Consider the following 23112-nt stretch of genomic DNA (forward strand, 5'->3'; position numbering starts at 1 on the left):
CGCGTCGCAAAGGCGCGCACACGGAGACACTATGAATTACGTCATCGGCGTCGATATCGGCACGCAGAGCACGAAGGCGGTGCTCGTCGACGAGAACGGCGCAATCGTCGCGCAGCATTCGAGCGGCTATCACCCGGATACGCCGAAGCCGTTGTGGGCCGAGCAGTGGCCGACGGTGTGGATGAAGGCCGTCGTCGAATGCATTGCGCGCTGTGTCGCGAAAGCGCGCGAGGCGGGCGTCGCATCGAACGCGATCAAGGCCGTGTGCGTGAGCAGCCTGTATGGCGGCTCCGGTATTCCCGTCGATAGCGAAATGAAGCCGCTGTATCCGTGTCTGATCTGGATGGACCGGCGCGCGACGGCTCAGGTCGAGTGGGTGCGCAACAACGTCGATGTCGACCGGCTCCATGCGATCACGGGCAATGGCGTCGACAGCTACTACGGCTACACGAAGATGCTGTGGCTGCGCGAGAACGAGCCGAACGTATGGGCCAATACGCGCTTCTTCCTGCCGCCGAATGCCTATGTGATCTATCTGCTGACGGGTGAAGTGGCCGTCGATCACAGTTCGGCGGGCAACATCGGCGGCGTGTATGACATCGCGAAACGCGACTGGTCCGATGAAGCGCTCGACATGCTCGGCATTCCCGCGACGATGATGCCCGAGCATCTCGTCGAATCGTCGGACGTGGTGGGCGGCCTGCTGTCGCAATGGACAGAACAATTCGGACTCGAAGCGGGCACCGCGATCGTCGCGGGCGGCGTCGATGCGGCAATGGCCACTTACGCGGCGGGCGTGACGCGCGCGGGCCAGCATGTCGCGATGATCGGCACGAGCATGTGCTGGGGCTACATCAACCAGAGCGTCGATGCGCGGCACGGTCTCGTCAGCATGCCGCATGTGTTCAACGGCCAGCACGACATCTACGTGTTCGGCGGCGCGATTACGGCGGGTGCATCGGTGACGTGGTATCGCGAGCAGTTCTGTCAGGCGGAGATCGAAGCGGCGCGAGCGATACCGGACGGCGACCCGCATCAATTGCTCGAAGAAGACGCCGCGCACATACCGGCGGGCTCGGATGGCGTGATGTTCTTGCCGTATCTGATGGGCGAGCGTAGTCCCGTGTGGGACGCGAAGGCGAGCGGCGCGTTCGTCGGCCTGAGTCTTTATCACACGCGCGCGCATCTGTATCGCGCGGTGCTCGAAGGCGTCGCGTTCGCGTTGCAACACAATATCGTCGCGGGGCGCAAGGGCGCGAAGTCGCTCGACGACAAGCTGATCGTCGTCGGCGGCGCGGCGCATTCGGACCTGTGGATGTCGATCATCGCGGACGTCACCGGCTTTCCCGTTCATACGATCGAGCAGGAGGTGGAAGCGGCGATGGGCGCGGCGCTGCTGGCCGCGTACGGTGTGAAGCTGATTTCGCAAGAGACGGCGCGCGGCGGCTGGGTGAGGCTCGTCGAGCGCGTGAAGCCCGATCCTGCGCGCCAGGCATTGTACGCAGAGCGCTTTTCCATCTACACGGATCTGTATCCGGCACTGAAGCCTGTCATGCATCGGCTGCAAGCGAAATGAACGCGACCTTCGATTTTTCCGGACGCTCGATCCTCGTGACGGGCGCATCGAGCGGCATCGGCCGCGTGACCGTCGAGCTACTGTGCGCGAGCGGCGCACAAGTCGTCGCGGCGGCGCGCAACGTCAGCGAGCTTGCGCGGCTCGCTGAGGAGACGGGCTGCGAGCCGCTGGTTTTGGATGTCGGCGATGAAGGGGCCATTGATGACGCGTTAGGATCGCTCGATGTCCTTGATGGACTCGTGAATTGTGCCGGCACGACGGTGCTCGAACGCGCGATCGATACGACGGCGGCGAGCTTCGACAGCGTGATGAACGTGAACGCGCGTGGCGCGGCGCTCGTCGCGCGACATGTGGCGCGCGCGATGATCGATGCGAAGCGCGCGGGCAGCATCGTCAACGTGTCGAGCCAGGCGGCCCTTGTGGGGCTCGACGATCATCTGAGCTATTGCGCGTCGAAGGCGGCGATGGATGCGATCACGCGTGTGCTGTGCGTCGAGCTTGGACCGCATGGCATACGCGTGAACAGCGTGAATCCGACGGTGACGTTGACGCCGATGGCCGTGAAGGCGTGGAGCGAGCCGGCGAAACGCGATCCCGCGTTGCAGGCGATTCCTTTGAAGCGGTTCGCTGAACCGCGTGAAGTGGCCGAGCCGATTTTGTTTTTGCTGAGCGACGCGGCTTCGATGATCAGTGGTGTGACGCTGCCGGTTGATGGTGGGTATACCGCGAGGTGATGCCCTTATGGTCTTTTGCCTTTATCGCTGGCATCCGCGATGCGCCTCGCGGCGCAGGCGTTGCCCCTGTGCGGGGCGGCACTTGCTTTTGTTTGCAACAGCTTTTGTTTTGGTGTTTTTGCCTTTGCGCTGGCATCCGCATATGCGCCTCGCGGCGCAGGCGTTGCCCCTGTGCGGGGCGGCACCTACTCTTCTTTGCCGCGGCAAAGAAGAGTAGGCAGAAGAAAGCCGCTCACACCGCTAGTGCTTGACCTTTACCCACGGGCTCTCAACGTTCCCGTTCTTCACACGGCAATCTGCTGGCCCATGCACGTTGCCAGCGCATTTATCGGATGCCTCACCTGCTTCATGCACCCGCGTTGCGGCTCGCGACATCGAAGTCTTGCGCGCTTCTTTGCGGCAAACTGTGTGTAGGCATTCGCACCGCACAGGACACCGTCGCTACGCGATGCGGCTCAAGCGAGGGCGTCGTCCCGCACGACACGGCAATCCTCATTCACTACCGACATGCGGCGCTGAACCGTTCCATGCCCTTAGCCGTGCCATACGTGCGCGAAGCGGGTGAGGCATTTAGCGAGAACGTTGGCAGCGAACACAAGTGAGCACGCCGCCGCGCGAGCGATGGGGACGTTGAGAGCCCGTGGGCAGTGGTCAAGGGCTGGCGGTGTTAGCCCGCTTTCTTTTGCCTACTTTTCTTTGCGGCGGCAAAGAAAAGTAGGTGCCGCCCCGCACAGGGGCAACGCCTGCGCCGCGAGGCGCATATGCGGATGCCAGCGCAAAGGCAAAAACATAAAAACAAAAGCTGTTGCAAACAAAAGCAAGTGCCGCCCCGCACAGGGCCAACGCCCGCGCCATGAGGCGCTAAACGCGGATGCCGGCGGCAAGCCATAAAAGCAGAACAACGCATCGCGAATGCCGGCTGCAAGCCATAAAAACAGCAAAGCCGTCGCAGACCAAAAAATCACAAAACAGTCCTTACGTGCCACAACTCAGGAAACAGCACCACGTCCAGCATTTTCCGCAGATAGGGCGCTCCGCTCGTCCCGCCCGTCCCCTGCTTGAACCCGATGATCCGCTCGACGGTCGTCACATGCCTGAAGCGCCACTGACGAAACGCGTCTTCGAGATCGACGAGTTCTTCGGCCATCTCGTACAGCTCCCAATGCTGCGACGGATTGCGATACACCTCGAGCCAGGCCGCTTCGACTGACGGATCGTGCTGCGTCGGTTGTGTCCAGTCGCGTTCGAGCCGCGATGGATCGATCGCGAAGCCGCGCCGCGCCAGCAGACGGATCACTTCGTCGTAGAACGATGGCGCTTCGAGTGCCGCCTTCACTTCGGCATGAATATCCGGGTGATGCGCATGAGGCTTCAGCATCTGCTCGTTCTTGTTGCCGAGCATGAACTCCAGCTCGCGATACTGATACGACTGAAACCCCGACGAGCTTCCAAGGAACGGCCGCATCGACGTGTATTCCGATGGCGTCATCGTCGACAGTACGTTCCACGCTTGCACGAGCTGCTCGAGAATCCGCGACACGCGCGCAAGCATCTTGAACGCAGGCGGCAATTCATCGCGATGCACGCACGCGAGCGCCGCGCGCAGTTCGTACAGCGCGAGCTTCATCCACAGTTCGCTCGTCTGATGCTGGATGATGAACAGCATCTCGTTGTGATCGGGCGAAAGCGGATGCTGCGCGTGCAGAATCGAGCCGAGCGACAGATAGTCGCCATAGCTCATCGACTTCGAGAAATCGAGCTGCGCGTCGTGCCAGCCTTTGTCTTCGTCGGCGGCCATGTGCGACGCGTGCCCAGTGTGATCGGGGTGCGCCGTCTGCGTGCCGCCGTGCCCGAACGGACAGCCTTGCGCGGGCTTCTCTTCCATCATCTTCATGTGATCGGTCATCGTCGTTCCTCAGGTCACGGCGCCGCGCGCGGCGAATTCGGGGGCGCGCCATGTTTCGCGCTCGAGCACGTCGCGCAGATGCTCGACGGCATCCCATACATCGACATAGCGCGTGTACAGCGGCGTAAAGCCGAAACGCAGCACATGCGGCTCGCGGTAATCGCCGATCACGCCCCGCGCGATCAACGCCTGCATCACTTCATAGCCATGCGGATGCTCGAAGCTCGCATGCGAGCCGCGCTGCGAATGCGCGCGCGGTGTCACGAGCTTGAGCGGAAACGCGTTGCAGCGCTTTTCGACCAGCTCGATGAAGAGATCGGTCAGCGCGAGCGACTTCTTGCGGATCGCCTGCATGTCGGTTTGCAGGAACACGTCGAGCCCGCATTCGACAAGCGCCATCGACACCATCGGCTGCGTGCCGCACAGGAAGCGGCCGATGCCGTCGTCGGCGGCGTACGTCGGGTCCATCGCGAACGGCGCGCGATGACCCCACCAGCCCGACAGCGGCTGCTCGAAGTCGTTCTGATGGCGATGCGGCACCCACGCGAACGCGGGCGAGCCAGGACCGCCGTTCAGGTACTTGTACGTGCAACCGACCGCGCAATCCGCGCCGACGCCATTCAGATCGACGGGCACGGCGCCCGCCGAATGCGCGAGATCCCATAGCGCGAGCGCGCCTTGCCGATGGATCAGTTGCGTGAGCGCGGCCATGTCGTGCATGTAGCCCGTGCGGTAGTTGACGTGCGTGATCATCGCGACGGCGACATCGTCGGCGATCGCGGCGGGCAGCTCGGATGGATCGTCGACGAGGCGCAGTTCATAGCCGCGGTCCAGCTGCTTGATCAGCCCTTGCGCGATGTACAGATCGGTCGGGAAATTCGAGCGCTCCGACACGATCACGCGGCGCTTCCGGTCGCGCCTGTCCTGCATGCGCAGCGCCGCCGACAGCACCTTGAACAGATTGATCGAAATCGTATCGGTGACGACGACTTCGTTGTGCGCTGCGCCGATCAGCGGCGCGAGCTTGTTGCCCAGACGCCGCGGCAGCGAGAACCAGCCGGCCGTGTTCCAGCTGCGGATGAGGCCTTGCGTCCATTCGGCGCCGATCACCGTCTGCGCGCGCTGCGCAGCTGCGGCGGGCGGCACGCCGAGCGAATTGCCGTCCAGATAGATGACGCCCGGCGCCAGCGCGAACTGGTCGCGCAAGGGCGCGAGCGGATCGGCTGCGTCGAGCGCGAGTGCTTCGTCACGTTGATTCATGATGGTTCGTTCGGTCCAGAAAGTCTTCAGGCGGAAAGTTGCGGAAAGTCGTCATGCAGGCAGTGCTCGAAGCACGGCCCGTACCGGGCTCGCGTCGAGTGTCGTCAGCTTGAGCGGCAGCGCGATCAATTCGTAGTCGCCCGGCTCGACGGCGTCGAGCACGATGCCTTCAAGAATCGCCATTTGATGCGCGCGTATGCGGCGATGCGCGTCCATCGTCTTCGACTCCTGCGGATCGAGCGACGGCGTGTCGATGCCGATCAGCTTTACGCCGTGCGCGGCGAGCAGATCGATCGTGTCGGGCGCAACGGCGCAGAAGTCGCTGTCCCAGGCTGTCGTCGGCGCCGCGCGATAGGTGCGCAGCAGCACGCGCGGCGGCACGCCGACGACGAGCGATGCCGCGACGTGCTCAGGCGTCACCAGCGGCTTCGCGCCGATGCAATGAATCACGCGGCAGCGGCCCAGATACGCATCGAGCGGCACCGCGCCGATCGCTGCGCCCTGGGCATCGTAGTGAAGCGGCGCGTCGGTGTGCGCGCCCGTGTGCGGCGAGATCGTCAGCCGCGCGACATTGACGGGCGAACCCGCCTCCATCCGCCACACGCGCTCGATGCCGACGGGTGTGTCGCCCGGCCAGACGGGCGTCGCCGTATCGACGGCGGGCGTGATATCCCAAAGTGTCTCCATGCGTCTGTCATATCGTTGTACGTCGATCTTTGGATGATAGGCGGCATGAAGCGAAATGTGCTTGCTAAAAAAACTGTTTATTTCGACCCCTTTGGAACATAATTTGAGACAAACGGGAAAGGGAGACCGAAAATGAACGCGATCTCACTCGACGCCACCGATTGCCGTATCTTGACGGTGTTGCAGCACGAAGGACGAATCAGCAATCTCGATCTGGCGGAGCGGATTTCGCTTTCGCCGTCGGCGTGTCTGCGCCGTTTGCGCCTGCTGGAAGAGCAGGGCGTGATCGAGCGCTATCGGGCGTGCCTGAACCGCGAAGTGCTCGGCTTCGAACTGGAAGCGTTCGTGCAGGTTTCGATGCGCAACGACCAGGAAAACTGGCACGAGCGCTTCGCCGAAGCGCTGCGCGACTGGCCGGAAGTGGTCGGCGCGTTCGTCGTGACGGGGGAGACGCACTATCTGCTGCGGGTGCTCGCCCATAATCTCAAGCACTATTCGGATTTCGTGCTCGGCCGGCTCTACAAGGCGCCGGGCGTGATGGACATCCGCTCGAACATCGTGCTGCAGACGCTCAAGGAGGATTCGGGCGTCCCCGTGTCGCTGGTGACGGGCGCGAAGGTGCAGCCGCACGGATAGCGGCGCGGGTCGGCGCGGGTTGGCGTGAGCGCGTTGCGCGGAAAACCTGCGAAATCCTTCTTTCTCGCCGCCGCTGAAATGACGCGAGCCGTCAGCCCAGCGGCTTCAACCCATGGAAATCGCCGTTCTGAAACACGAGCGGTTGGACCTGGCCGGCGCTGTCGAGGACGCCGCAGCGCTCCACTTCGCCGACGAAAATGACGTGATCGCCTTCCTGGTAGCGGCTGCGGTTATGGCATTCGAACCAGGCGAGCGCGCCGTCGAGCACGGGCATGCCCGTGTCGCCCGCCGCATGCGAGACGCCTTCGAAACGGTCGCCCTTGACGGTCGCGAAGCGCTTGCACAGCTCGAGTTGCGACGCGGCCAGCACATTGACGACATAATGACTGTTCGCCTGGAACACGGACATCGACGCCGAGCGCGTCGCGAGGCTCCACAGTACGAGCGGCGGCGTCAGCGAGACAGAATTGAACGAACTGGCCGTAATGCCGATCAGTGCGCCGGATGGCGCGCGCGTCGTGATGACGGTGACGCCCGTCGCGAACTGGCCGAGCGCGCGGCGAAACGCTGCATCGTCGAAATTGGGCGGGGCGGCGCGCTTCATTGCGTGAGGCATTCCGGCGAACGGACCGCTTGATGAAGCGACCAAATGGAAAAAATCGGTTTGAAGGTCATGTAGAAATTCGGCGAATTGTCCCAATTTTAACTGCAATCGCGGAGGGCCTGGCGCGGCAGGCAGTCGGTGTGGCGGCGCAGCCCGCCGTCGCGAGCTGCGAGGCTTGCGCCTCGCGTGACGAATCGCGCGCGAATCGCACATGGTACGGATGGTGCGTGCGTCACGTGTTGAACAGAAGGACGGTGCCGCGCGAACGTCCCGCCGGCCGGATGCGATCAAGCATCGGGTTTCAAGGTGACTGTGGCGAGTCAGTCCGTTCCGCGCGTCGAAGCGCGGCGGCGAGGCGGGCGAGCCAATCCAAGGAGCGAACATGAGTCAGTCGGTCGAGACCGCCACGCTGGGCGGCGGATGTTTCTGGTGTCTTGAAGCGGTGTATCTGGGCGTCGATGGCGTGACGTCCGTGGAGTCCGGCTACGCAGGCGGGCAGGTCGACAACCCGTCGTACGAGCAGGTGTGCGACGGCGACACGGGGCACGCGGAAGTCGTCAACGTCGAATTCGATCCGGCCCGCATCAGCTATCGCGAAGTTCTGGATATTTTCTTTGCGATCCACGATCCGACGCAGCTCAACCGCCAGGGCAACGATGTCGGCACGCAGTACCGGTCGGTGATCTTCACGCACTCGGACGCGCAGCGCGAGACGGCGTTGCAGGCGATCCGCGAGATCGGCGCGGAAGGCATCTACGACGGCCAGATCGTCACGCAGGTGCTGCCGCTCGACGGCAACTACTGGCCCGCCGAGGCGTATCACCAGAACTACTTCGCGCAGCATCCGGATCAGGGCTATTGCGCGTTCGTCGTCGCGCCGAAGGTAGCGAAGTTCCGCCAGAAGTTCGCCCATCGGATCAAGGCCGGCGCCTGATCCTTAAGCGTCACGGCGCGCTTTTCACATCGCACGCGCAGCGCAGGCCCCGCGCGGCTTGCGCTGCTTTTCAGTTCGGCTTAGCTAGGCGGCCTGCGCCGCGTTTTGCAGTGGCGCATTGCGAAGCCGCTCGCAGGCAGCGGCGATTTCCGCTGCGAGCTTCACGCAGCTCAGCGGCGCCGAGCCTTCCGCCTTGTTGTTCGCGGCAATCAGCACCGGCTGGCCCGCGATCGCGTAGCGTGCGGCGAGTTCGGCGAGCGCTGTGCGCGTTTGCGGATCTTCGTCGACGAGCTTGTCGAACGGCTCATACTTCGCCTTCGCCTGTTCGTACTTGAAGCCGCCATGCAGATTCCAGCGCACGATGAGCGGGCCCAACGGCGCTTCGTCGAGCAGTGCGAGAGCTGCCGCCTGGCGCGAAGGATCGGGCATCCGCGCATGAATGCCGACGCAGTACCGCACGCCCGTCGCCTTTAGCGCGCGGATCAGGCGCGGCGTCAAGAGGCATGCGTCGCGGATTTCGACGGCATAGCAGGTATCGCCTGGAAGCGGCGGCAACGCCGACAGGAACGCCGTCAACCGTTCGACGAAGAGCGCGGGCTGCGAGAGCAGTTCATTCGGCAGCGGCGAGAACTGGAACACGAGCGCGCCCGCCTTCCCGCCGAGACCATCGATGCATGGCCGCACGAATTCGTCGATGGCCAGTTGCGCGTTCAGAAAGCAGGGGTTCTCCGACACCGGCTCGCCACGCTCGGCGCGCACGGTTGCATCGGTGACGAGCGCGGGCGCCTTCACGATGAAGCGGAAGTTATCCGGCACCTGCCGCGCGTAGCGCAGATAGTCGGTGAGCGTGAGCGGCGCATAGAACGAGCGGTCGATGCTCACCGTGCGCAGCAGCGGATGTGCGCCGTATGCCGCGAGTCCATCGCGCGACAGCTTGCTGTTGCTGTAATCGTCTCCGTAGACGATGCCTTTCCAGCCAGGAAACGACCATGTCGACGTGCCGAGATGCACGTGCTGGGGCAACTGGCTTGCGAGTTCGACGATATCGGCGGACGGCTGCGCGGCCAGCACGTCACGCGCACGGCGCTTTTTCGACGGCGTGCCGGTCTGCGCTGAAGAGGTATCGGATGTCGCGCCGGATGCCGCCGTGGGCGGCGAAGCATCGGCGGTGGGCGTCTCGCCGACGGGGTTGCCGAACATGTCGAGTTGCGCGGAGTGCTCCGGCGTTTCTTCTTTCATCGATGCGTTGCGAGAGAGAGTGCGCTGACGTGAAACGCGCGTGCTTCGGGCGGCCCCGGCCATACACGCGTGCCGCGCCAGCCCGCCCGAAGCCGTATGCTGCGCGCGATTCTACAGCGCCTTCTCGTACATATAGCGGCGCGACCACGGTAGCGTCTTCGCGCTGCGTCCCGCCCTGCGGCATACGACCTGAAAGATCGATACGTCGTCGTTCTCGAACGCATACGCACAGCCCGCGAGGTACACGCGCCAGATGCGGAATTTCTCGTCGTCGACGAGCTTTTTCGCTTCTTCCGCTTTCGCCTCGAAGTTTTCCGTCCAGATGTCGAGCGTGTGCGCATAGTGACGGCGCAGGCTTTCCACGTCGATGGCTTCGAGCCCGCCGCGCTGCATCGATTCGAGCGCGAGGCTGATATGCGGCAGCTCGCCGTCGGGGAACACATACCGGTCGATGAATTCGCCGCCGCCGAGCGCCGTTTCGCCGCTATCGTAATCGGTCGACGTGATGCCGTGATTCATCGCGATGCCGTCGTCCGTGAGCAGATCGTGAATCTTCTGGAAGTACGTCGGCAGATTCTTGCGGCCCACGTGCTCGAACATGCCGACGCTCGTCACGCGGTCGAACTGGCCTTCGATGTCGCGATAGTCCTGCAGACGGATTTCGATCTGGCCTTCGAGGCCGGCCGCTTTCACGCGCTGCGTCGCGAGATCGAACTGGTTCTGCGACAGCGTCACGCCCACGCACTTCGCGCCGAACTTCTGCGCCGCACGCAGCACGAGCGCGCCCCAGCCGCAACCGATGTCGAGCAGACGCTGGCCTGGTTGCACCCGGATCTTCGTGAGGATGTGATCGATCTTCTTGATCTGCGCGGTGGCGAGGTCTTCGTCGCCGTTCTCGAAGTACGCGCACGAGTACACCATGTTCTCGTCGAGCCACAGCTTGTAGAACTCGTTCGAGACGTCGTAGTGATACTGGATCGCTTTCTTGTCCGACGTTTTCGTGTGATTGAAATAGCGCCGCACGCGGGCGAGCTTGCTGGCGTTCGTCACCGTGCTGCGCGCGAGCGAGTAGCCGATGTTGATGATGTCCGACAGCTTGCCTTCGATGTCGATCTTGCCCTTCACGTAGGCCTCGCCGAGATTGTCGAGGCTCGGTTCGAGCAGGAGGGGCAGCGCCGAAGCGCTATTCACTTTCAGCGTGACCTGCGGCGCCGCGAACGTGCCGAAGTCGTGTTGCTGGCCATCCCACAGCACGAGGCGCGCCGGAATATTGGCCTTCGTTTTTACTTCTTCTACCCACTGCGCCAGCTTCTTCTCCCAGAACATGTGATTTCTCCGTGTCCAATGAATCAAAGCAAAGCCTGTCGGATCGCGGTGCGCTGCGCGTGCCGGGCACGCGTCGGCTGCGCGCATTCGAACGTAGGGCAGCGCGCGATCCAGCCGTCCGCGCATTGCGCCGCCGTCGCGCTTGGGGGCGCGATGCGGCGCGCGGGCCGGCCTATCGATGACTCAGGGCGACAGACGGTCGATCGTCCAGTCGGCGCCGCCGCTGCTGCGCGTGTAGAGCAGCCGGTCGTGCAGACGTGATGGCCGTCCTTGCCAGAATTCGATCGCATCGGGAATCAACCGGTATCCGCCCCAGTGCGGCGGACGCGGCGGATTCTCTCCGTATTGTGCGCTGAATTCACGTTCGCGCGCTTCCAGAAGCGCACGGCTTTCAATCACCTTGCTCTGTTCCGATGCCCATGCGCCGATGCGCGAGCCGAGCGGCCGCGACACGTAGTACGCGTCGCTTTCCGCGTCGCTCGTCTTGACGACGGTGCCTTCGATGCGCACCTGGCGTTCGAGTTCGATCCAGTAGAAGAGGAGGCTCGCGTGCGGGTTGTCCGCGAGTTCGCGGCCCTTGCGGCTTTCGTAGTTCGTGAAGAAGACGAAGCCGCGCTCATCGACACCCTTGATCAGCACGATGCGTGCCGAAGGTCGGCCGCGCGCGTCGACGGTCGCAAGCGTCATCGTGTTCGGCTCGGGCAGTTGCGCATCGACTGCCTGCTTGAACCACTTGTCGAACTGACGGAACGGATTGGGATCGACATCGGCGATGTCGAGAGAACCGAGCGAATAGTTTTTGCGGAGGTCGGCAAGAGTGCTCATATTTTTATGCAAGCGCTACAGTGGGGCCAGTATAGCGAAGGTCGCAAACTTCTGTATTGAGTCTTGTTGTATCGACGGCGCGAGTGCGGGGAGGCGGCGGCGCACGTCGGGCGCTTGCGGGCGCGATCAGGCAAAATACGGGCTTGGATGCGTGCGGATATCCGCAAGATAGCTGCACGCTCACGCCTGAATTCGCCAAGCCATGCATCATGTCCACGCCTCTCGTCACCGAGCAATCCGATCTTACTACCGACGCAACGAACGATGCGGCCGACCGCGCGCGCCGCTTCGGTGGCGTCGCACGCCTGTACGGCGCGGATGCGCTGGCGGCGTTCGAACGCGCGCACGTCGCCGTGATCGGCATTGGCGGTGTCGGTTCGTGGGCGGCCGAAGCGCTTGCGCGCACGGCGATCGGCAGGATCACGCTGATCGATCTCGACAACGTGGCCGAGAGCAACACGAACCGGCAAATTCACGCGCTCGACGGCAACTACGGCAAGCCGAAGGTCGACGCGATGGCCGAGCGCATCCGGTTGATCGATCCGCAGTGCGATGTGCGCCTGATCGAAGATTTCATCGAGCCGGATAACTTCGACGCGGTGCTGGGCGGCGGGGGCTTCGACTATGTGATCGACGCGATCGACAGCGTGCGCACGAAGACGGCGCTGATCGCATGGTGCGTCGAGCACAGGCAGCGGTTGATCACTGTCGGCGGCGCAGGCGGGCAGCTCGACCCGACGCGCATTCGCATCGACGATCTCGCGCTCACGATTCAGGACCCGCTGCTGTCGAAAGTGCGCGGCCAGTTGCGCAAGCAGCACGGCTTTCCGCGCGGGCCGAAAGCGAAGTTCAAGGTGAGCGCCGTGTATTCGGACGAGCCGCTGATCTATCCGGAAGCAGCCGTCTGCGATATCGACGAAGAGGCGGAGCACGTCACGACGTCGCCTGGCCATCATGGGCCCGTGGGCCTGAATTGCGCTGGCTTCGGATCGAGCGTGTGCGTGACGGCGAGCTTCGGGTTTGCCGCCGCGTCGCATGTGTTGCGAGCGCTCGCGAAGCAGGCGGCTTGAAGCGCAGCTCTTGTATCAACGAAAAACGCGGCCACGTGGCCGCGTTTTTTCATCTGCATCGGGATAAACCGGCAGCGAACGGTCAGTTCAGCGACGCGCTCAGCCTGCGCCGCCACTTCGACACCAGCTCCGGCTGATGCGCGGCAAGGTCGAACACCGACAGCATCGTCTTGCGGCCGATGTCCTCGCGGAACGTGCGGTCGCGCTGCACGATAGCGAGCAGATGCTCGAGCGCCGGATCGTACTTGCGCCGCGCGATGAGCGCGCTCGCGAGATCGAAACGCGCTTCGAGGTCGTCCGGATGGTCGGCGACGCGGGCTTCGAGCGCATCCGTGGGCGGTAGATCGGCGGCGGCGTCGACGGCATCGAGCCGCGTCTTGATCGCGTTGTAGCGCGCGTCGATGCCCTGCGTCGTTTTCGGCGACAGCAGATCGTTTTCGTTCTGCGCTTCGTCGACGCGATGGTCTTCAAGTAGCAGTTCCATCAGATCGAGCCGTGCTTCGTCGTAGCCCGGATCGAATGCGAGCGCGGCTTTCAGCGCGTCATACGCGTCTTCGCGGCGGCCTTCGGAGATGGCCACGGCCGCTTCGGCGCGCGCCGCTTCCGCGCTGTCCGGCACGAGACGGTCGAGAAACTGGCGCAACTGGCCTTCCGGCAGCACGCCGATGAACTGATCGACGGGCCGTCCGTCCGCGAAGGCGACGACGTGCGGAATGCTGCGCACCTGGAAGTGCGCGGCCAGTTCCTGGTTCTCGTCGACGTTCACCTTCACGAGGCGCCATTTGCCTTCGTACTCGGCTTCGAGCTTTGCGAGCATCGGGCCGAGCGTCTTGCACGGTCCGCACCACGGCGCCCAGAAGTCGACCAGTACGGGCGTGTGCATCGATGCGCCGATGACGTCCTTTTCGAAGGTGGCGAGAGTGGTGTCCATTGCAATCTCTTCCTTGAATCTGTACCTGGAGTAAATAGGGGCGGCCGGCGCGGTTTCAACACGCGTCTTCGATTCGTCTGGTTTCATTACGCTTTCGGCGTTGCCCCTGCCGATGCTTGCGAGTCTAGCGCGGCTTGCGCTCCGGCAGCGGGATCCATTCCGTTTCGCCCGGCACCTTGCCCATTTCCTGATTCGTCCAGGCGGCCTTGGCGCGCTCGATCTTCTCGCGCGAGCTCGCAACGAAATTCCATTCGATGAAGCGTTCGCCGTCGAGTTTCTCGCCGCCGAGCAGCATCACCGTCGCGCCTTTCGCGCTCGCGAGCGTGACGGTTTCGGCGGGCGCGAGCACGGCCATCTGCTCGGCTTCGAGCGGCTGGCCATCGAGCGACAGATCGCCGTCGACGAGATACACGCCGCGCTCATCGTGCTCCGGTTCGAGCGCGAGCGCGCTGCCGGGCGAAAAGTGCGCGGCAGCATACAGCGTGCCCGAGAACGTGCGCGTGGGCGCCGTCTGGCCGAACGACGTGCCCGCAATGATGCGCAAGATGACGCCGTTTCGCTCGATCTCGGGCAGTGTGGAGCCGGGATGATGTTCGAACGAGGGCTCGGCGTCCTCGTCGGCGAGCGGCAGCGCGACCCAGGTCTGGATGCCATGCACCGTCGAGCCGTTCGCGCGTTCCGGTTCGGGCGTGCGCTCCGAATGCACGATGCCGCGGCCGGCCGTCATCCAGTTGACGTCGCCGGGGACGATTCTCTGCTCCGAACCAATGCTGTCGCGATGCATGATCGCGCCTTCGAACAGATACGTGACGGTCGCAAGGCCGATATGCGGATGCGGACGCACGTCGAGTCCTGTTCCTGCCGGCAGCGTCGCGGGGCCCATGTGGTCGAAGAAAATGAACGGGCCAATGAGACGCGCGGCCATCGCGGGCAGCACGCGCCGCACGGCCAGGTTGCCGATGTCGCGGACGTGAGGCTTGAGAACCGCTTTGATCGATGAGGACATGACGGGCTCGATGGGTGGGGACAGGGCAGGTCATTCTACTGCCCATGCCGGCAGGCTGCGCGCGAGGCATGACGCGACGCGGCGCGCGCGTTTCGCAAAGCGGAAGATGCGTTGGCCGCCGCTCCGCTAAACTCGTTTCTTTGAGAACAAGTAGAAGAGGAGTCCAGATGTCGCCGAAAGATCTGCTGCTGGCGCTGGTCGTCGTTCTTGCGTGGGGCGTGAACTTTGTGGTGATCAAGGTCGGCCTGCATGGCGTGCCGCCGATGCTGCTCGGCGGGCTGCGCTTCACGCTCGCCGCGATTCCCGCTGTGTTCTTCATCAGGCGGCCGAAGATGCCCTGGCGTTGGCTCATCGCGTATGGCGCGACGATCTCGCTCGGCCAGTTCGCGTTCCTGTTTTCGGCGATGTATGTCGGCATGCCGGCCGGTCTCGCGTCGCTCGTGTTGCAGGCGCAGGCGTTTTTCACGCTCGGTTTTGCCGCGCTGTTCCTGCACGAGCGCTTTCGCGCGCAGAACGTGCTCGGTCTCGTGATCGCGGCGATCGGGCTCGCGGTGATCGGCATGCAGGGCGGCCACGCGATGACGCTGACCGGCTTCATCCTCACGCTGTGCGCCGCCGTGATGTGGGCGCTCGGCAATATCGTCACCAAGAAGGTCGGCAAGGTCGATCTGGTCGGCCTCGTCGTGTGGGGCAGTCTCGTTCCGCCCGTGCCGTTCTTCGTGCTGTCGTATCTGCTCGAAGGGCCGCAGCGCATCGAGGCGGCGTTGACGGGCATCGGCATGTCGTCGGTGCTCGCGATCGTCTATCTCGCGTTCGTCGCGACACTGCTCGGCTATGTGCTGTGGAGCCGTCTGCTGTCGCGCTACCCGGCGGGACAGGTCGCGCCGTTCTCGCTGCTCGTGCCGATTATCGGGCTTGCGTCGGCATCGGTGCTGCTCGGCGAGTCGCTGACGGTTGCGCAGATCGGCGGCGCGGCGCTCGTGATGGCGGGTCTTGCCGTCAACGTGTTCGGCGGCTGGGTCGTGCAAAGGCTTGCGCCCGCGCGTTGAACCGTATTTATCCGGGTTGCTCTTTGACGACTCGTAAAACGGCAACGGCCGCACTTCGCAGTGCGGCCGTTTTGTTTGCGGCGTGGGCTTCGCGGAAAGCCTCGTACTCAGGTCATCCGGCTCTTCGCGAGCGGCGGGTTCGCTGCAAAGTAGCGCTTGATGCCGCTCAGGATCGCGTTCGCCATCTTCTCGCGATACGCGTCGTCGTTCAGGCGGCGCTCCTCGTCCGGGTTGCTGATGAACGCGGTCTCGACGAGGATCGACGGAATGTCGGGCGCTTTCAGCACGGCGAAGCCCGCCTGTTCGACGCTGCCTTTATGCAGCTTGTTGATCCCGCCGATTTCCTTCAGCACGAACGTGCCGTAGCGCATCGAGTCGCGGATCTGCGCCGTCGTCGACATGTCGAACAGCGCGCGGTTCACGCTCGCGTCGGCGGACTTGATGTTGATGCCGCCGATCTGATCCGACGAGTTTTCCTTGTTCGCCATCCAGCGCGCGGCCGCGCTCGACGCGCCATGCTCCGACAGCGCGAACACCGACGAGCCGCTTGCTTCGGGCGTCGTGAACGCATCGGCGTGAATCGACACGAACAGGTCCGCACCGACGCGCCGCGCCTTTTGCACGCGCACGTTGAGCGGCACGAAGAAGTCGGCGTCGCGCGTCATCATCGCCCGCATGTTCGGCTGCGCGTCGATCTTCGCGCGCAGCTTCTTCGCGATGTCGAGCGCGACGTGCTTCTCGTACGTGCCGCTGCCGCCGATCGCGCCGGGGTCTTCGCCGCCGTGGCCCGGATCGATCGCGACCGTCAGCAGGCGCACCGTCGTGCTGCCCTTTTTCGGCGTGGTGAACTTGTAGGCGTCGTCGCCGTTGTCGGCTTCGTTATCCGTATCGTTGTCGTTGTTGCGCGCGATGACGGGCGGCGCGGGCGTCGGCTTCTGCGACGTATGAGGCGCCGGCGCCGCATGCGCGGGCGGACGGGGCGCGGGCACGGAAGGCGAAGGCGCGTTGTTCTGCGCGTACTTTTCGAAGAAGGCGTCGCTGTTGTCGGCGGGCGGCGTGGTCGGGCCGCTCAGCGTCGCGGCGGGCGGCGACGATTCTTCGTTGAGCTTGTCGAGCTGTTGCTGCTTGCGCTCCGTCTGCGCGAGCAGGTCCATCAACGGATCGGGCGCGACGGCGGGATACAGGTCGAACACGAGACGGTACTTGTACGTGCCGACGGGCGGCAGCGTGAACACCTGGGGCTTCACCGAGCCCTTCAGGTCGAACACCATCCGCACCACATGCGGCTGATACTGCCCGACGCGCACCGATTGAATCTGCGGATCGTTCGGCGCGATCTTCGAGACGAGATCCTTCAGCGCCTGATCGAGGTCGAGACCGTTCAGATCGACCACCAGCCGGTCGGGGCCTTGCAGCATCTGCTGCGTGTTCTGCAGCGGCTGATCGGACTCGATGGTCACGCGCGTGTAGTCGCGCGCGGGCCACACGCGCACGCCGAGCACCGACGACGCCCACGCGAAGCGCGGTACGGCAAGCCCGAGGACGAGGGTGGATGCGCCCGCGCGGAGAATCTGCCGGCGACGCCAGTTATGCGTCGCGGTGGCCGCCGATTCGATCGAGCGGAACGGTTTGATCAACATCTTTCGAGACATGCCTTTCCTGATTCGCTATACGCCCGTGCGACGAGCCTGCGGCCATCGCCGTCGACGTCGAGCGAGAACACGAGATCCGGCACGCCTAACAGACTGCCCGCGCGTTGCGGCCATTCGACGAGGCAGATAGCGCCGCTGTCGAAATACTCGCGAAAGCCTGCATCGGCCCATTCGGCCGGATCGTTGAAACGGTAAAGATCGAAGTGATACAGCTCGAGTTCCCCATCCGGCCTTTCGACCGCATAAGGCTCGACGAGCGTATAGGTGGGGCTGCGCACGCGGCCCGTGTGTCCGAGGGCGCGCAACGTGGCGCGCACGAGTGTCGTCTTGCCGGCGCCCAGGTCGCCGAAGAGCTGCACCTGAAGGCCGTTGAAGGCAAGCTCGCCCGTCCCGCTGCTTGCGTTGCGCACGCTGTCGATCGCATGCGCGAAGCGTTCGCCGAATGCCATCGTGGCGGCTTCGTCCGCGAGCGCAAAATGGCGCTCCAGCAGGACGGCAGCAGACGGTTGATTCGCGAGACCGGATTGATCGGGCATTCTCGTAAAATGGCGTTATGAACCAAAGCCAGCAGCACCCCGACGACTTGTCGGAGCAACATCGGGAGCGACGTCCCGACGCGCATTCGCCACCCCGTGCGGCGAACGACGAAGCACCTGCCACGCGTCATTACGATGAAGCGCAACTGGCGGCGCTTGCTTCGCGTATCCGGAGCTGGGCACGCGAACTGGGTTTCGGCGCGGTCGGCATCAGCGATATCGACCTGTCGAACGCCGAAGCGGGCCTTGCTGCATGGCTCGACGCGGGTTGCCACGGCGAGATGGATTATATGGCCAAACATGGGATGAAACGTGCGCGGCCAGCCGAGCTTGTGGCCGGAACGCGACGCGTGATCTCCGTGCGCATGGCCTATTTGCCCGCGCATTTGCCTCGTTCTTCGGATGTGCGAAAGGATGATGAAAGTGCGGACGCGGACACGCAAAGCGTTCAGCACGACTGGCGACTGGAAGAGCGCGCGCGTCTGAACGATCCGTCGGCGGCTGTCGTATCGATCTATGCGCGCGGCCGCGACTATCACAAGGTGATGCGCAACCGTCTGCAGCAACTGGCCGGGCGGATCGAGGCGGAAGTCGGCCCGTATGGCCATCGCGTGTTCACCGATTCGGCGCCCGTGCTCGAAGTCGAGCTTGCGCAGAAGGCGGGCACGGGCTGGCGCGGCAAGCATACGTTGCTGCTGCAACGCGATGCGGGGTCGCTCTTTTTCCTCGGCGAGATTTTCGTCGACCTTCCTTTGCCGACAGATGCCGCGACGGCGCCCGAGCGCGCGCCCGAAACGCCGGGCGCGCATTGCGGCAGTTGTACGCGCTGCATCGGCGCATGTCCGACGGGCGCGATTGTCGCGCCGTATCAGGTCGATGCGCGGCGTTGCATTTCGTATCTGACGATCGAACTGAAGGGCAGTATTCCCCAGGACTTGCGGCCGCTGATCGGCAATCGTGTGTATGGCTGCGACGATTGCCAGCTCGTATGTCCGTGGAACAAGTTCGCGCAGGCCGCGCCCGTCGACGATTTCGACGTGCGTCACGGACTCGATCGCGCGTCGCTCGTCGAGCTGTTCGGCTGGAGCGCCGAGGACTTCGACACGCGCATGCAGGGCAGCGCGATCCGCCGCATCGGCTACGAGTGCTGGCTGCGCAATCTCGCCGTCGGCATGGGCAATGCGCTGCGGGCCGCGCCGCAGAGCCTTTCCGCCGACGCTCGCGCCGCCATCGTCGACGCGCTGCGCAAGCGCGCCGACGATCCGTCGCCGCTCGTGCGCGAGCATGTCGAATGGGCGCTGGAAGCGGCTTAGCAATCCATTGGACCTTCAGAAAGAGGTGAGCACATCATGTTCGATGCAGTGATCGATGCGCCGTTTGGCAAGATCGGCTTGCGCGTGCAGGACGGTCCGAACGGCGAAACCGTGCGCGAAATCGTCTATCTGCCCGATTCGGTCGCGAACGTCGAGCCGCAGTCGCCGCTCGCGAAGCAGGCCGTCGAGCAGATCGAGCAATACCTGGAGCGCGCGTCCGCGACCTTCGACCTGCCGCTCGCCAATGTCGGCACGCCGTTCCAGCGGCGCGTCTGGCAAGCGATCTGCGAGATTCCGCCGGGCGTCGTGTGGACCTATGGGCAGCTTGCGAAGAGCATCGGCAGCGTGCCGCGCGCGGTCGGCCAGGCGTGCGGATCGAACTTCTTTCCAATCGTGATTCCGTGTCACCGCGAGGTGGCGTCGGGCGGCATCGGCGGCTTTGCGCATACGGGCGGCGACGGCTACTATCGCAACGTCAAACGGTGGCTGCTGAAACACGAGGGCGTACCCTACGCATGACTGATGTGCTGACCGAAGACGCGCGGCCCGCGTCGCCTTTGCTGCTGACGAGCGGCGCGTCGATCGACGCGTTCTGCGACGCGCTGTGGCTCGAACACGGCCTCGCACGCAATACGCTCGACGCGTACCGGCGCGACTTGCGGCTCTTCTCCGAATGGCTCGCCGATACGCGCGATGCGTCGCTGGATACGGCGACGGAAGCCGATCTGACGGCTTATAGCGCAGCGCGCGCGAAGGACAAGTCGACGTCGGCGAACCGGCGTCTTTCTGTGTTTCGCCGCTACTACGCGTGGGCCGTGCGCGAGCATCGCGCGTCGGCCGACCCGACGTTGCGCATCCGCTCGGCGAAGCAGCCGCCGCGCTTTCCGTCGACGCTGACGGAAGCGCAGGTCGAAGCGCTGCTGGGCGCGCCGGATGTGACGACGCCGCTGGGCCTGCGCGATCGCACGATGCTCGAGCTGATGTACGCAAGCGGCTTGCGTGTCAGCGAACTCGTGACGCTGAAGACGGTGGAAGTCGGCCTGAACGAAGGCGTCGTGCGCGTGATGGGCAAGGGCTCGAAGGAGCGGCTGATTCCGTTCGGCGAGGAGGCGCATGCGTGGATCGAGCGCTATCTGCGCGAGTCGCGGCCCGCGCTGCTCGGCCAGCGTTCCGCCGATGCGCTGTTCGTCACCGCGCGCGCCGAAGGCATGACGCGCCAGCAGTTCTGGAACATCATCAAGCGCCACGCAATGACCGCGCATATTCACGCGCCACTGTCGCCGCACACGCTGCGTCACGCGTTCGCGACGCATTTGCTGAATCACGGCGCGGACCTGCGCGTCGTGCAATTGCTGCTCGGTCACACCGATATCTCGACGACGCAAATCTACACGCACGTTGCGCGCGAGCGCCTGAAGACGCTGCACGCGGCGCATCATCCGCGCGGGTGATCGCTTTTGCGACTGGCCCTTCTTGCTGCTGACTTTCCTCGGCCGACTCTTCGCGCGATTGACCTTTCTCGCGCGGCTCACGCCAGATCGCGTAGCCGGTGCTTGAGGATCTTGCCCGTCGACGCGGCGGGCAGCGCGGCCAGTACCTTGATTTCGGCGGGACGCTTGTACGGCGCGAGCCGCGTTTCACACCACGCGGCGAGGTCGGCGGGCGTCGTGGTCGCGCCGCCGGTCAGCTCGACGAACGCCACCACTTCTTCGTTGCCTTGCACCGCGCGCCCGATCACGGCGGACTGCACGACATCGGGATGCGCATTCAACGCCTGTTCGACTTCGACTGGATAGACGTTGAAGCCCGAGCGGATGATCAGCTCCTTCGTGCGCCCGGCGATATGCAACGCGCCGTCCGTCTCCTGGCGCGCGAGATCGCCTGTCTTGAGCCAGCCGTCTTCGGTGACGGCGGCTTGCGTCTGCTGAGGGTTACGGTAGTAGCCGAGCATTACGTTCGGTCCGCGCACCCATAGTTCGCCGACTTCGCCTTGCGCGACATCCGCGCCATTCACGCCGACGAAGCGCACCTCGATGCCCGGGATCGGCTGGCCGACGGAGCAATCGGCGCGCGGCGCGTCGATCATCGTTTGAGAGACGGTCGGACTGCTCTCGGTCATCCCGTAGCCGTTGTGAAGCTTGACGCCGTACACGGATTCGACGCGCGCCTTCAACGCGGCATCGAGCGGTGAGCCGCCCGAGTACGCAAAACGCAGTTGCGGCGCGGACCACGGCAGCCCGTTTGCCTGCAAATATTCGAGCAGCTTCGCGTGCATCGCGGGCACGCCCTGGAAGATCGACACGCGTTCTTCGGCAAGCGCGCGGCGCACGGCTTCGGGCGAGAAGCGCGGCGCGAGCCTCAGCGTCGCGCCCGCATACAGGCTGCCGAGACACACCGACGCAAGCCCGTACACATGCGAGATCGGCAGCACGGCATAGACGACGTCATCCGCGTCGACGCGTCTCAGCGTGCTCGACATCGCCGCGATGAACAGCAGGTTGCGATGCGACAGCATCACCCCCTTCGGCGCGCCCGTCGTGCCCGTGGTGTAGATCAGCGCGGCGCATTGACGGTCGGAGGCGGCTTCGACGGGTTCGGCTTGCGCTTCGCCATCGAACGCGTAGCACCACGCGCCGATGTCGATATCGATGCCGGGCGCGGGCATCGCGCCGTGGCGTTCTGCGTGCTGCCGCGCATCGGCCGATGCATTGACGGCATACGCGACGACGCGCGGCTTCGCGTGCTCGCGGATCGCATCGAGCTCGGCCATCGACAGTCGCGCGTTCGACACCAGCGCCCATGCATCGAGCTTCGCGGCCGCGAACAGCAGCACGATCTGCACGATGCTGTTTTCCGCGACGATCATTATGCGATCGCCGGCGCGCACGCCTTGTTTGCCGAGCAGCGCGGCGACGCGATTGACGGCCTCGGCGAGTTGTGCGCGCGTGAGACGCCGTTCGTCTTCGATCAGCGCGACACACTGCGGATCACGCGCGGCAATCAGCGCGGGAATATCGGCGATGCGCGCGGGGAGCGAGGCGAGCAGGGCAGCGGCATCGATGCGCTGAGGCGCGTCTTCCGCGATATCAGGAGGCTGCGAGGCTGGATTCAACGATGTCTCCTTCATGGACGATCCGCGCGCCTGGATCGGCTGCATGCCGTTGCGCCGGAAGGTTCTCGAACGAGCGTGCCATAATCCGCGAGCGCGCACAATTGGCCGTCTGGCAAATGGTCGTTGCGTCGCGCGGACATTACAATGCGCCGATGAGTAAATCCAGACACGTTTCCGAAACCCCTGCCACGCAGTTCTTGCGCCGTCACAAGGTCGAGTTCGGCGAGCATCCGTACGACTACGTCGACCATGGCGGCACGGGTGAATCGTCGCGACAGCTTGGCGTCGATGAACATCATGTCGTCAAGACGCTCGTGATGGAAGACGAGCAGGCCAAGCCGCTGATCGTGCTGATGCATGGCGACCGCACTGTGTCGACGAAGAATCTCGCGCGGCAGATCGGCGCGAAACGTGTCGAGCCATGCAAGCCGGAAGTGGCGAGCCGGCACTCGGGTTATCTGATCGGCGGCACGTCGCCGTTCGGCACGAAGAAAGCGATGCCCGTGTATGTGGAATCGACCATACTCGAACTGGACAGAATATTGATCAACGGCGGGCGGCGCGGCTTTCTCGTCAGCATCGTGCCGGGCGTGCTGACGTCGCTGCTGTCCGCGAAGCCGGTGCAGTGCGCAAGCGTCGATTGATGTGCGGGTCTGTATCTGCAAAACGGCGTGAACGCGGCGGTAGAATGTGCGCCGTTGCGCGAGCGTCGTTCG

General features: G+C 64.2%; 23 protein-coding genes. 10 read left to right on the forward strand and 13 right to left on the reverse strand.

What is annotated here, in order from left to right; translation table 11 throughout:
* Positions 1–31: 31 nt before the first annotated feature.
* Together AABE10_RS06880 and AABE10_RS06885 are read left to right on the forward strand one after the other, a co-directional pair.
* The gene (locus AABE10_RS06880; protein WP_342932541.1) at positions 32–1576 is read left to right on the forward strand and encodes an FGGY-family carbohydrate kinase; all 1545 of its coding nucleotides are present in this window, start codon (positions 32–34) and stop codon (positions 1574–1576) included.
* Positions 1573–2310 carry an SDR family oxidoreductase gene (locus AABE10_RS06885; protein WP_342932542.1) on the forward strand — a complete coding sequence of 246 codons (738 nt, stop codon included), beginning with the start codon at positions 1573–1575 and terminating at the stop codon, positions 2308–2310. Before AABE10_RS06880 ends, AABE10_RS06885 begins: the two co-directional genes overlap by 4 nt.
* 686 nt (positions 2311–2996) lie before the next feature.
* On the opposite strand, the gene AABE10_RS06890 is transcribed toward AABE10_RS06885, so the two are convergent.
* From AABE10_RS06890 to kynB, 4 genes are read right to left on the reverse strand one after another with little or no spacing between them, the layout of a single operon-like run.
* Positions 2997–3275 (reverse strand): hypothetical protein, encoded by a 279-nt coding sequence (locus tag AABE10_RS06890; RefSeq protein ID WP_342932543.1) that lies wholly within the window; start codon positions 3273–3275, stop codon positions 2997–2999.
* Positions 3272–4216 carry a tryptophan 2,3-dioxygenase gene (gene kynA / locus AABE10_RS06895; protein WP_342932544.1) on the reverse strand — a complete coding sequence of 315 codons (945 nt, stop codon included), beginning with the start codon at positions 4214–4216 and terminating at the stop codon, positions 3272–3274. Before kynA ends, AABE10_RS06890 begins: the two co-directional genes overlap by 4 nt.
* 9 nt (positions 4217–4225) lie before the next feature.
* Positions 4226–5476 carry a kynureninase gene (gene kynU, locus AABE10_RS06900; protein ID WP_342932545.1) on the reverse strand — a complete coding sequence of 417 codons (1251 nt, stop codon included), beginning with the start codon at positions 5474–5476 and terminating at the stop codon, positions 4226–4228.
* A gap of 51 nt (positions 5477–5527) precedes the next feature.
* Positions 5528–6163, reverse strand: coding sequence for an arylformamidase (gene kynB / locus AABE10_RS06905; protein ID WP_342932546.1), 636 nt, complete (start codon positions 6161–6163; stop codon positions 5528–5530).
* A 132-nt stretch (positions 6164–6295) separates the two neighbouring features.
* On the opposite strand from kynB, the gene AABE10_RS06910 reads away from it, so the two are divergent.
* The gene (locus AABE10_RS06910) at positions 6296–6799 is read left to right on the forward strand and encodes an Lrp/AsnC family transcriptional regulator (protein WP_152755553.1); all 504 of its coding nucleotides are present in this window, start codon (positions 6296–6298) and stop codon (positions 6797–6799) included.
* Between the two features lie 91 nt (positions 6800–6890).
* On the opposite strand, the gene AABE10_RS06915 is transcribed toward AABE10_RS06910, so the two are convergent.
* Positions 6891–7403 (reverse strand): flavin reductase family protein, encoded by a 513-nt coding sequence (locus AABE10_RS06915; protein WP_342932547.1) that lies wholly within the window; start codon positions 7401–7403, stop codon positions 6891–6893.
* A 382-nt stretch (positions 7404–7785) separates the two neighbouring features.
* Between AABE10_RS06915 and msrA the strand changes: the two genes are divergently transcribed.
* Positions 7786–8337, forward strand: coding sequence for a peptide-methionine (S)-S-oxide reductase MsrA (gene msrA, locus AABE10_RS06920; RefSeq protein WP_342932548.1), 552 nt, complete (start codon positions 7786–7788; stop codon positions 8335–8337).
* A gap of 84 nt (positions 8338–8421) precedes the next feature.
* On the opposite strand, the gene AABE10_RS06925 is transcribed toward msrA, so the two are convergent.
* From AABE10_RS06925 to pdxH, 3 genes are all read right to left on the reverse strand, one after another.
* A complete protein-coding gene (locus AABE10_RS06925; RefSeq protein WP_342932549.1) occupies positions 8422–9576 on the reverse strand; it encodes a DUF72 domain-containing protein in 1155 nt (384 codons plus the stop codon).
* Between the two features lie 111 nt (positions 9577–9687).
* The gene (locus AABE10_RS06930) at positions 9688–10902 is read right to left on the reverse strand and encodes a cyclopropane-fatty-acyl-phospholipid synthase family protein (protein ID WP_342932550.1); all 1215 of its coding nucleotides are present in this window, start codon (positions 10900–10902) and stop codon (positions 9688–9690) included.
* Positions 10903–11085: 183 nt separating this feature from the next.
* Positions 11086–11727 carry a pyridoxamine 5'-phosphate oxidase gene (gene pdxH, locus AABE10_RS06935; RefSeq protein ID WP_342932551.1) on the reverse strand — a complete coding sequence of 214 codons (642 nt, stop codon included), beginning with the start codon at positions 11725–11727 and terminating at the stop codon, positions 11086–11088.
* Between the two features lie 209 nt (positions 11728–11936).
* Here pdxH and tcdA point away from each other — a divergent pair, with 209 nt between their 5' ends.
* Positions 11937–12797: a tRNA cyclic N6-threonylcarbamoyladenosine(37) synthase TcdA gene (gene tcdA / locus AABE10_RS06940; protein ID WP_342932552.1), complete on the forward strand. Its 861-nt coding sequence runs from the start codon at positions 11937–11939 to the stop codon at positions 12795–12797.
* 82 nt (positions 12798–12879) lie between these two features.
* On the opposite strand, the gene trxA is transcribed toward tcdA, so the two are convergent.
* Positions 12880–13728 carry a thioredoxin gene (trxA, locus tag AABE10_RS06945; protein WP_342932553.1) on the reverse strand — a complete coding sequence of 283 codons (849 nt, stop codon included), beginning with the start codon at positions 13726–13728 and terminating at the stop codon, positions 12880–12882.
* A gap of 124 nt (positions 13729–13852) precedes the next feature.
* Positions 13853–14734 carry a pirin family protein gene (locus AABE10_RS06950; protein ID WP_342932554.1) on the reverse strand — a complete coding sequence of 294 codons (882 nt, stop codon included), beginning with the start codon at positions 14732–14734 and terminating at the stop codon, positions 13853–13855.
* Positions 14735–14901: 167 nt separating this feature from the next.
* Between AABE10_RS06950 and AABE10_RS06955 the strand changes: the two genes are divergently transcribed.
* Positions 14902–15783: an EamA family transporter gene (locus AABE10_RS06955; RefSeq protein ID WP_342932555.1), complete on the forward strand. Its 882-nt coding sequence runs from the start codon at positions 14902–14904 to the stop codon at positions 15781–15783.
* A 107-nt stretch (positions 15784–15890) separates the two neighbouring features.
* Here the strand turns inward: AABE10_RS06955 and AABE10_RS06960 are convergent, their stop codons facing one another.
* Both AABE10_RS06960 and tsaE read right to left on the reverse strand, forming a co-directional pair.
* On the reverse strand, positions 15891–17435 hold the full coding sequence (locus AABE10_RS06960) for an N-acetylmuramoyl-L-alanine amidase (RefSeq protein ID WP_342932556.1): 1545 nt from the start codon (positions 17433–17435) through the stop codon (positions 15891–15893).
* Positions 17417–17971: a tRNA (adenosine(37)-N6)-threonylcarbamoyltransferase complex ATPase subunit type 1 TsaE gene (tsaE, locus tag AABE10_RS06965; protein ID WP_342932557.1), complete on the reverse strand. Its 555-nt coding sequence runs from the start codon at positions 17969–17971 to the stop codon at positions 17417–17419. The genes AABE10_RS06960 and tsaE overlap by 19 nt, the downstream gene beginning before the upstream one ends.
* Positions 17972–17988: 17 nt before the next feature.
* On the opposite strand from tsaE, the gene queG reads away from it, so the two are divergent.
* The 3 genes from queG to xerD are packed head-to-tail and all read left to right on the forward strand — an operon-like array spanning position 17989 to position 20735.
* On the forward strand, positions 17989–19284 hold the full coding sequence (gene queG, locus AABE10_RS06970; protein ID WP_342932558.1) for a tRNA epoxyqueuosine(34) reductase QueG: 1296 nt from the start codon (positions 17989–17991) through the stop codon (positions 19282–19284).
* 36 nt (positions 19285–19320) lie between these two features.
* The gene (locus AABE10_RS06975) at positions 19321–19803 is read left to right on the forward strand and encodes a methylated-DNA--[protein]-cysteine S-methyltransferase (RefSeq protein WP_342932559.1); all 483 of its coding nucleotides are present in this window, start codon (positions 19321–19323) and stop codon (positions 19801–19803) included.
* Positions 19800–20735: a site-specific tyrosine recombinase XerD gene (gene xerD, locus AABE10_RS06980; RefSeq protein ID WP_342932560.1), complete on the forward strand. Its 936-nt coding sequence runs from the start codon at positions 19800–19802 to the stop codon at positions 20733–20735. The genes AABE10_RS06975 and xerD overlap by 4 nt, the downstream gene beginning before the upstream one ends.
* Before the next feature lie 77 nt (positions 20736–20812).
* On the opposite strand, the gene AABE10_RS06985 is transcribed toward xerD, so the two are convergent.
* Entirely contained in the window at positions 20813–22396 is a 1584-nt protein-coding gene (locus tag AABE10_RS06985; protein ID WP_428983270.1) for a class I adenylate-forming enzyme family protein, read from the reverse strand.
* A gap of 152 nt (positions 22397–22548) precedes the next feature.
* Here AABE10_RS06985 and ybaK point away from each other — a divergent pair, with 152 nt between their 5' ends.
* Positions 22549–23040, forward strand: a complete 492-nt coding sequence (gene ybaK / locus AABE10_RS06990; RefSeq protein WP_342932561.1) for a Cys-tRNA(Pro) deacylase — start codon at positions 22549–22551, stop codon at positions 23038–23040.
* Positions 23041–23112 lie beyond the last annotated feature (72 nt).

The organism is Paraburkholderia diazotrophica, from assembly GCF_038900755.1.
GTDB lineage: Bacteria > Pseudomonadota > Gammaproteobacteria > Burkholderiales > Burkholderiaceae > Paraburkholderia > Paraburkholderia diazotrophica_A.

Bases quoted from the DNA above. Each gene is read 5' to 3' on its own strand.
- AABE10_RS06880 (WP_342932541.1), top strand. From the start codon at position 32: ATGAATTACGTCATCGGCGTCGATATCGGCACGCAGAGCACGAAGGCG.
- AABE10_RS06885 (WP_342932542.1), top strand. From the start codon at position 1,573: ATGAACGCGACCTTCGATTTTTCCGGACGCTCGATCCTCGTGACGGGC.
- kynA (WP_342932544.1), bottom strand. From the start codon at position 4,216: ATGACCGATCACATGAAGATGATGGAAGAGAAGCCCGCGCAAGGCTGT.
- kynU (WP_342932545.1), bottom strand. From the start codon at position 5,476: ATGAATCAACGTGACGAAGCACTCGCGCTCGACGCAGCCGATCCGCTC.
- kynB (WP_342932546.1), bottom strand. From the start codon at position 6,163: ATGGAGACACTTTGGGATATCACGCCCGCCGTCGATACGGCGACGCCC.
- AABE10_RS06910 (WP_152755553.1), top strand. From the start codon at position 6,296: ATGAACGCGATCTCACTCGACGCCACCGATTGCCGTATCTTGACGGTG.
- AABE10_RS06915 (WP_342932547.1), bottom strand. From the start codon at position 7,403: ATGAAGCGCGCCGCCCCGCCCAATTTCGACGATGCAGCGTTTCGCCGC.
- msrA (WP_342932548.1), top strand. From the start codon at position 7,786: ATGAGTCAGTCGGTCGAGACCGCCACGCTGGGCGGCGGATGTTTCTGG.
- AABE10_RS06925 (WP_342932549.1), bottom strand. From the start codon at position 9,576: ATGAAAGAAGAAACGCCGGAGCACTCCGCGCAACTCGACATGTTCGGC.
- AABE10_RS06930 (WP_342932550.1), bottom strand. From the start codon at position 10,902: ATGTTCTGGGAGAAGAAGCTGGCGCAGTGGGTAGAAGAAGTAAAAACG.
- pdxH (WP_342932551.1), bottom strand. From the start codon at position 11,727: ATGAGCACTCTTGCCGACCTCCGCAAAAACTATTCGCTCGGTTCTCTC.
- tcdA (WP_342932552.1), top strand. From the start codon at position 11,937: ATGTCCACGCCTCTCGTCACCGAGCAATCCGATCTTACTACCGACGCA.
- trxA (WP_342932553.1), bottom strand. From the start codon at position 13,728: ATGGACACCACTCTCGCCACCTTCGAAAAGGACGTCATCGGCGCATCG.
- AABE10_RS06950 (WP_342932554.1), bottom strand. From the start codon at position 14,734: ATGTCCTCATCGATCAAAGCGGTTCTCAAGCCTCACGTCCGCGACATC.
- AABE10_RS06955 (WP_342932555.1), top strand. From the start codon at position 14,902: ATGTCGCCGAAAGATCTGCTGCTGGCGCTGGTCGTCGTTCTTGCGTGG.
- AABE10_RS06960 (WP_342932556.1), bottom strand. From the start codon at position 17,435: ATGTCTCGAAAGATGTTGATCAAACCGTTCCGCTCGATCGAATCGGCG.
- tsaE (WP_342932557.1), bottom strand. From the start codon at position 17,971: ATGCCCGATCAATCCGGTCTCGCGAATCAACCGTCTGCTGCCGTCCTG.
- queG (WP_342932558.1), top strand. From the start codon at position 17,989: ATGAACCAAAGCCAGCAGCACCCCGACGACTTGTCGGAGCAACATCGG.
- AABE10_RS06975 (WP_342932559.1), top strand. From the start codon at position 19,321: ATGTTCGATGCAGTGATCGATGCGCCGTTTGGCAAGATCGGCTTGCGC.
- xerD (WP_342932560.1), top strand. From the start codon at position 19,800: ATGACTGATGTGCTGACCGAAGACGCGCGGCCCGCGTCGCCTTTGCTG.
- ybaK (WP_342932561.1), top strand. From the start codon at position 22,549: ATGAGTAAATCCAGACACGTTTCCGAAACCCCTGCCACGCAGTTCTTG.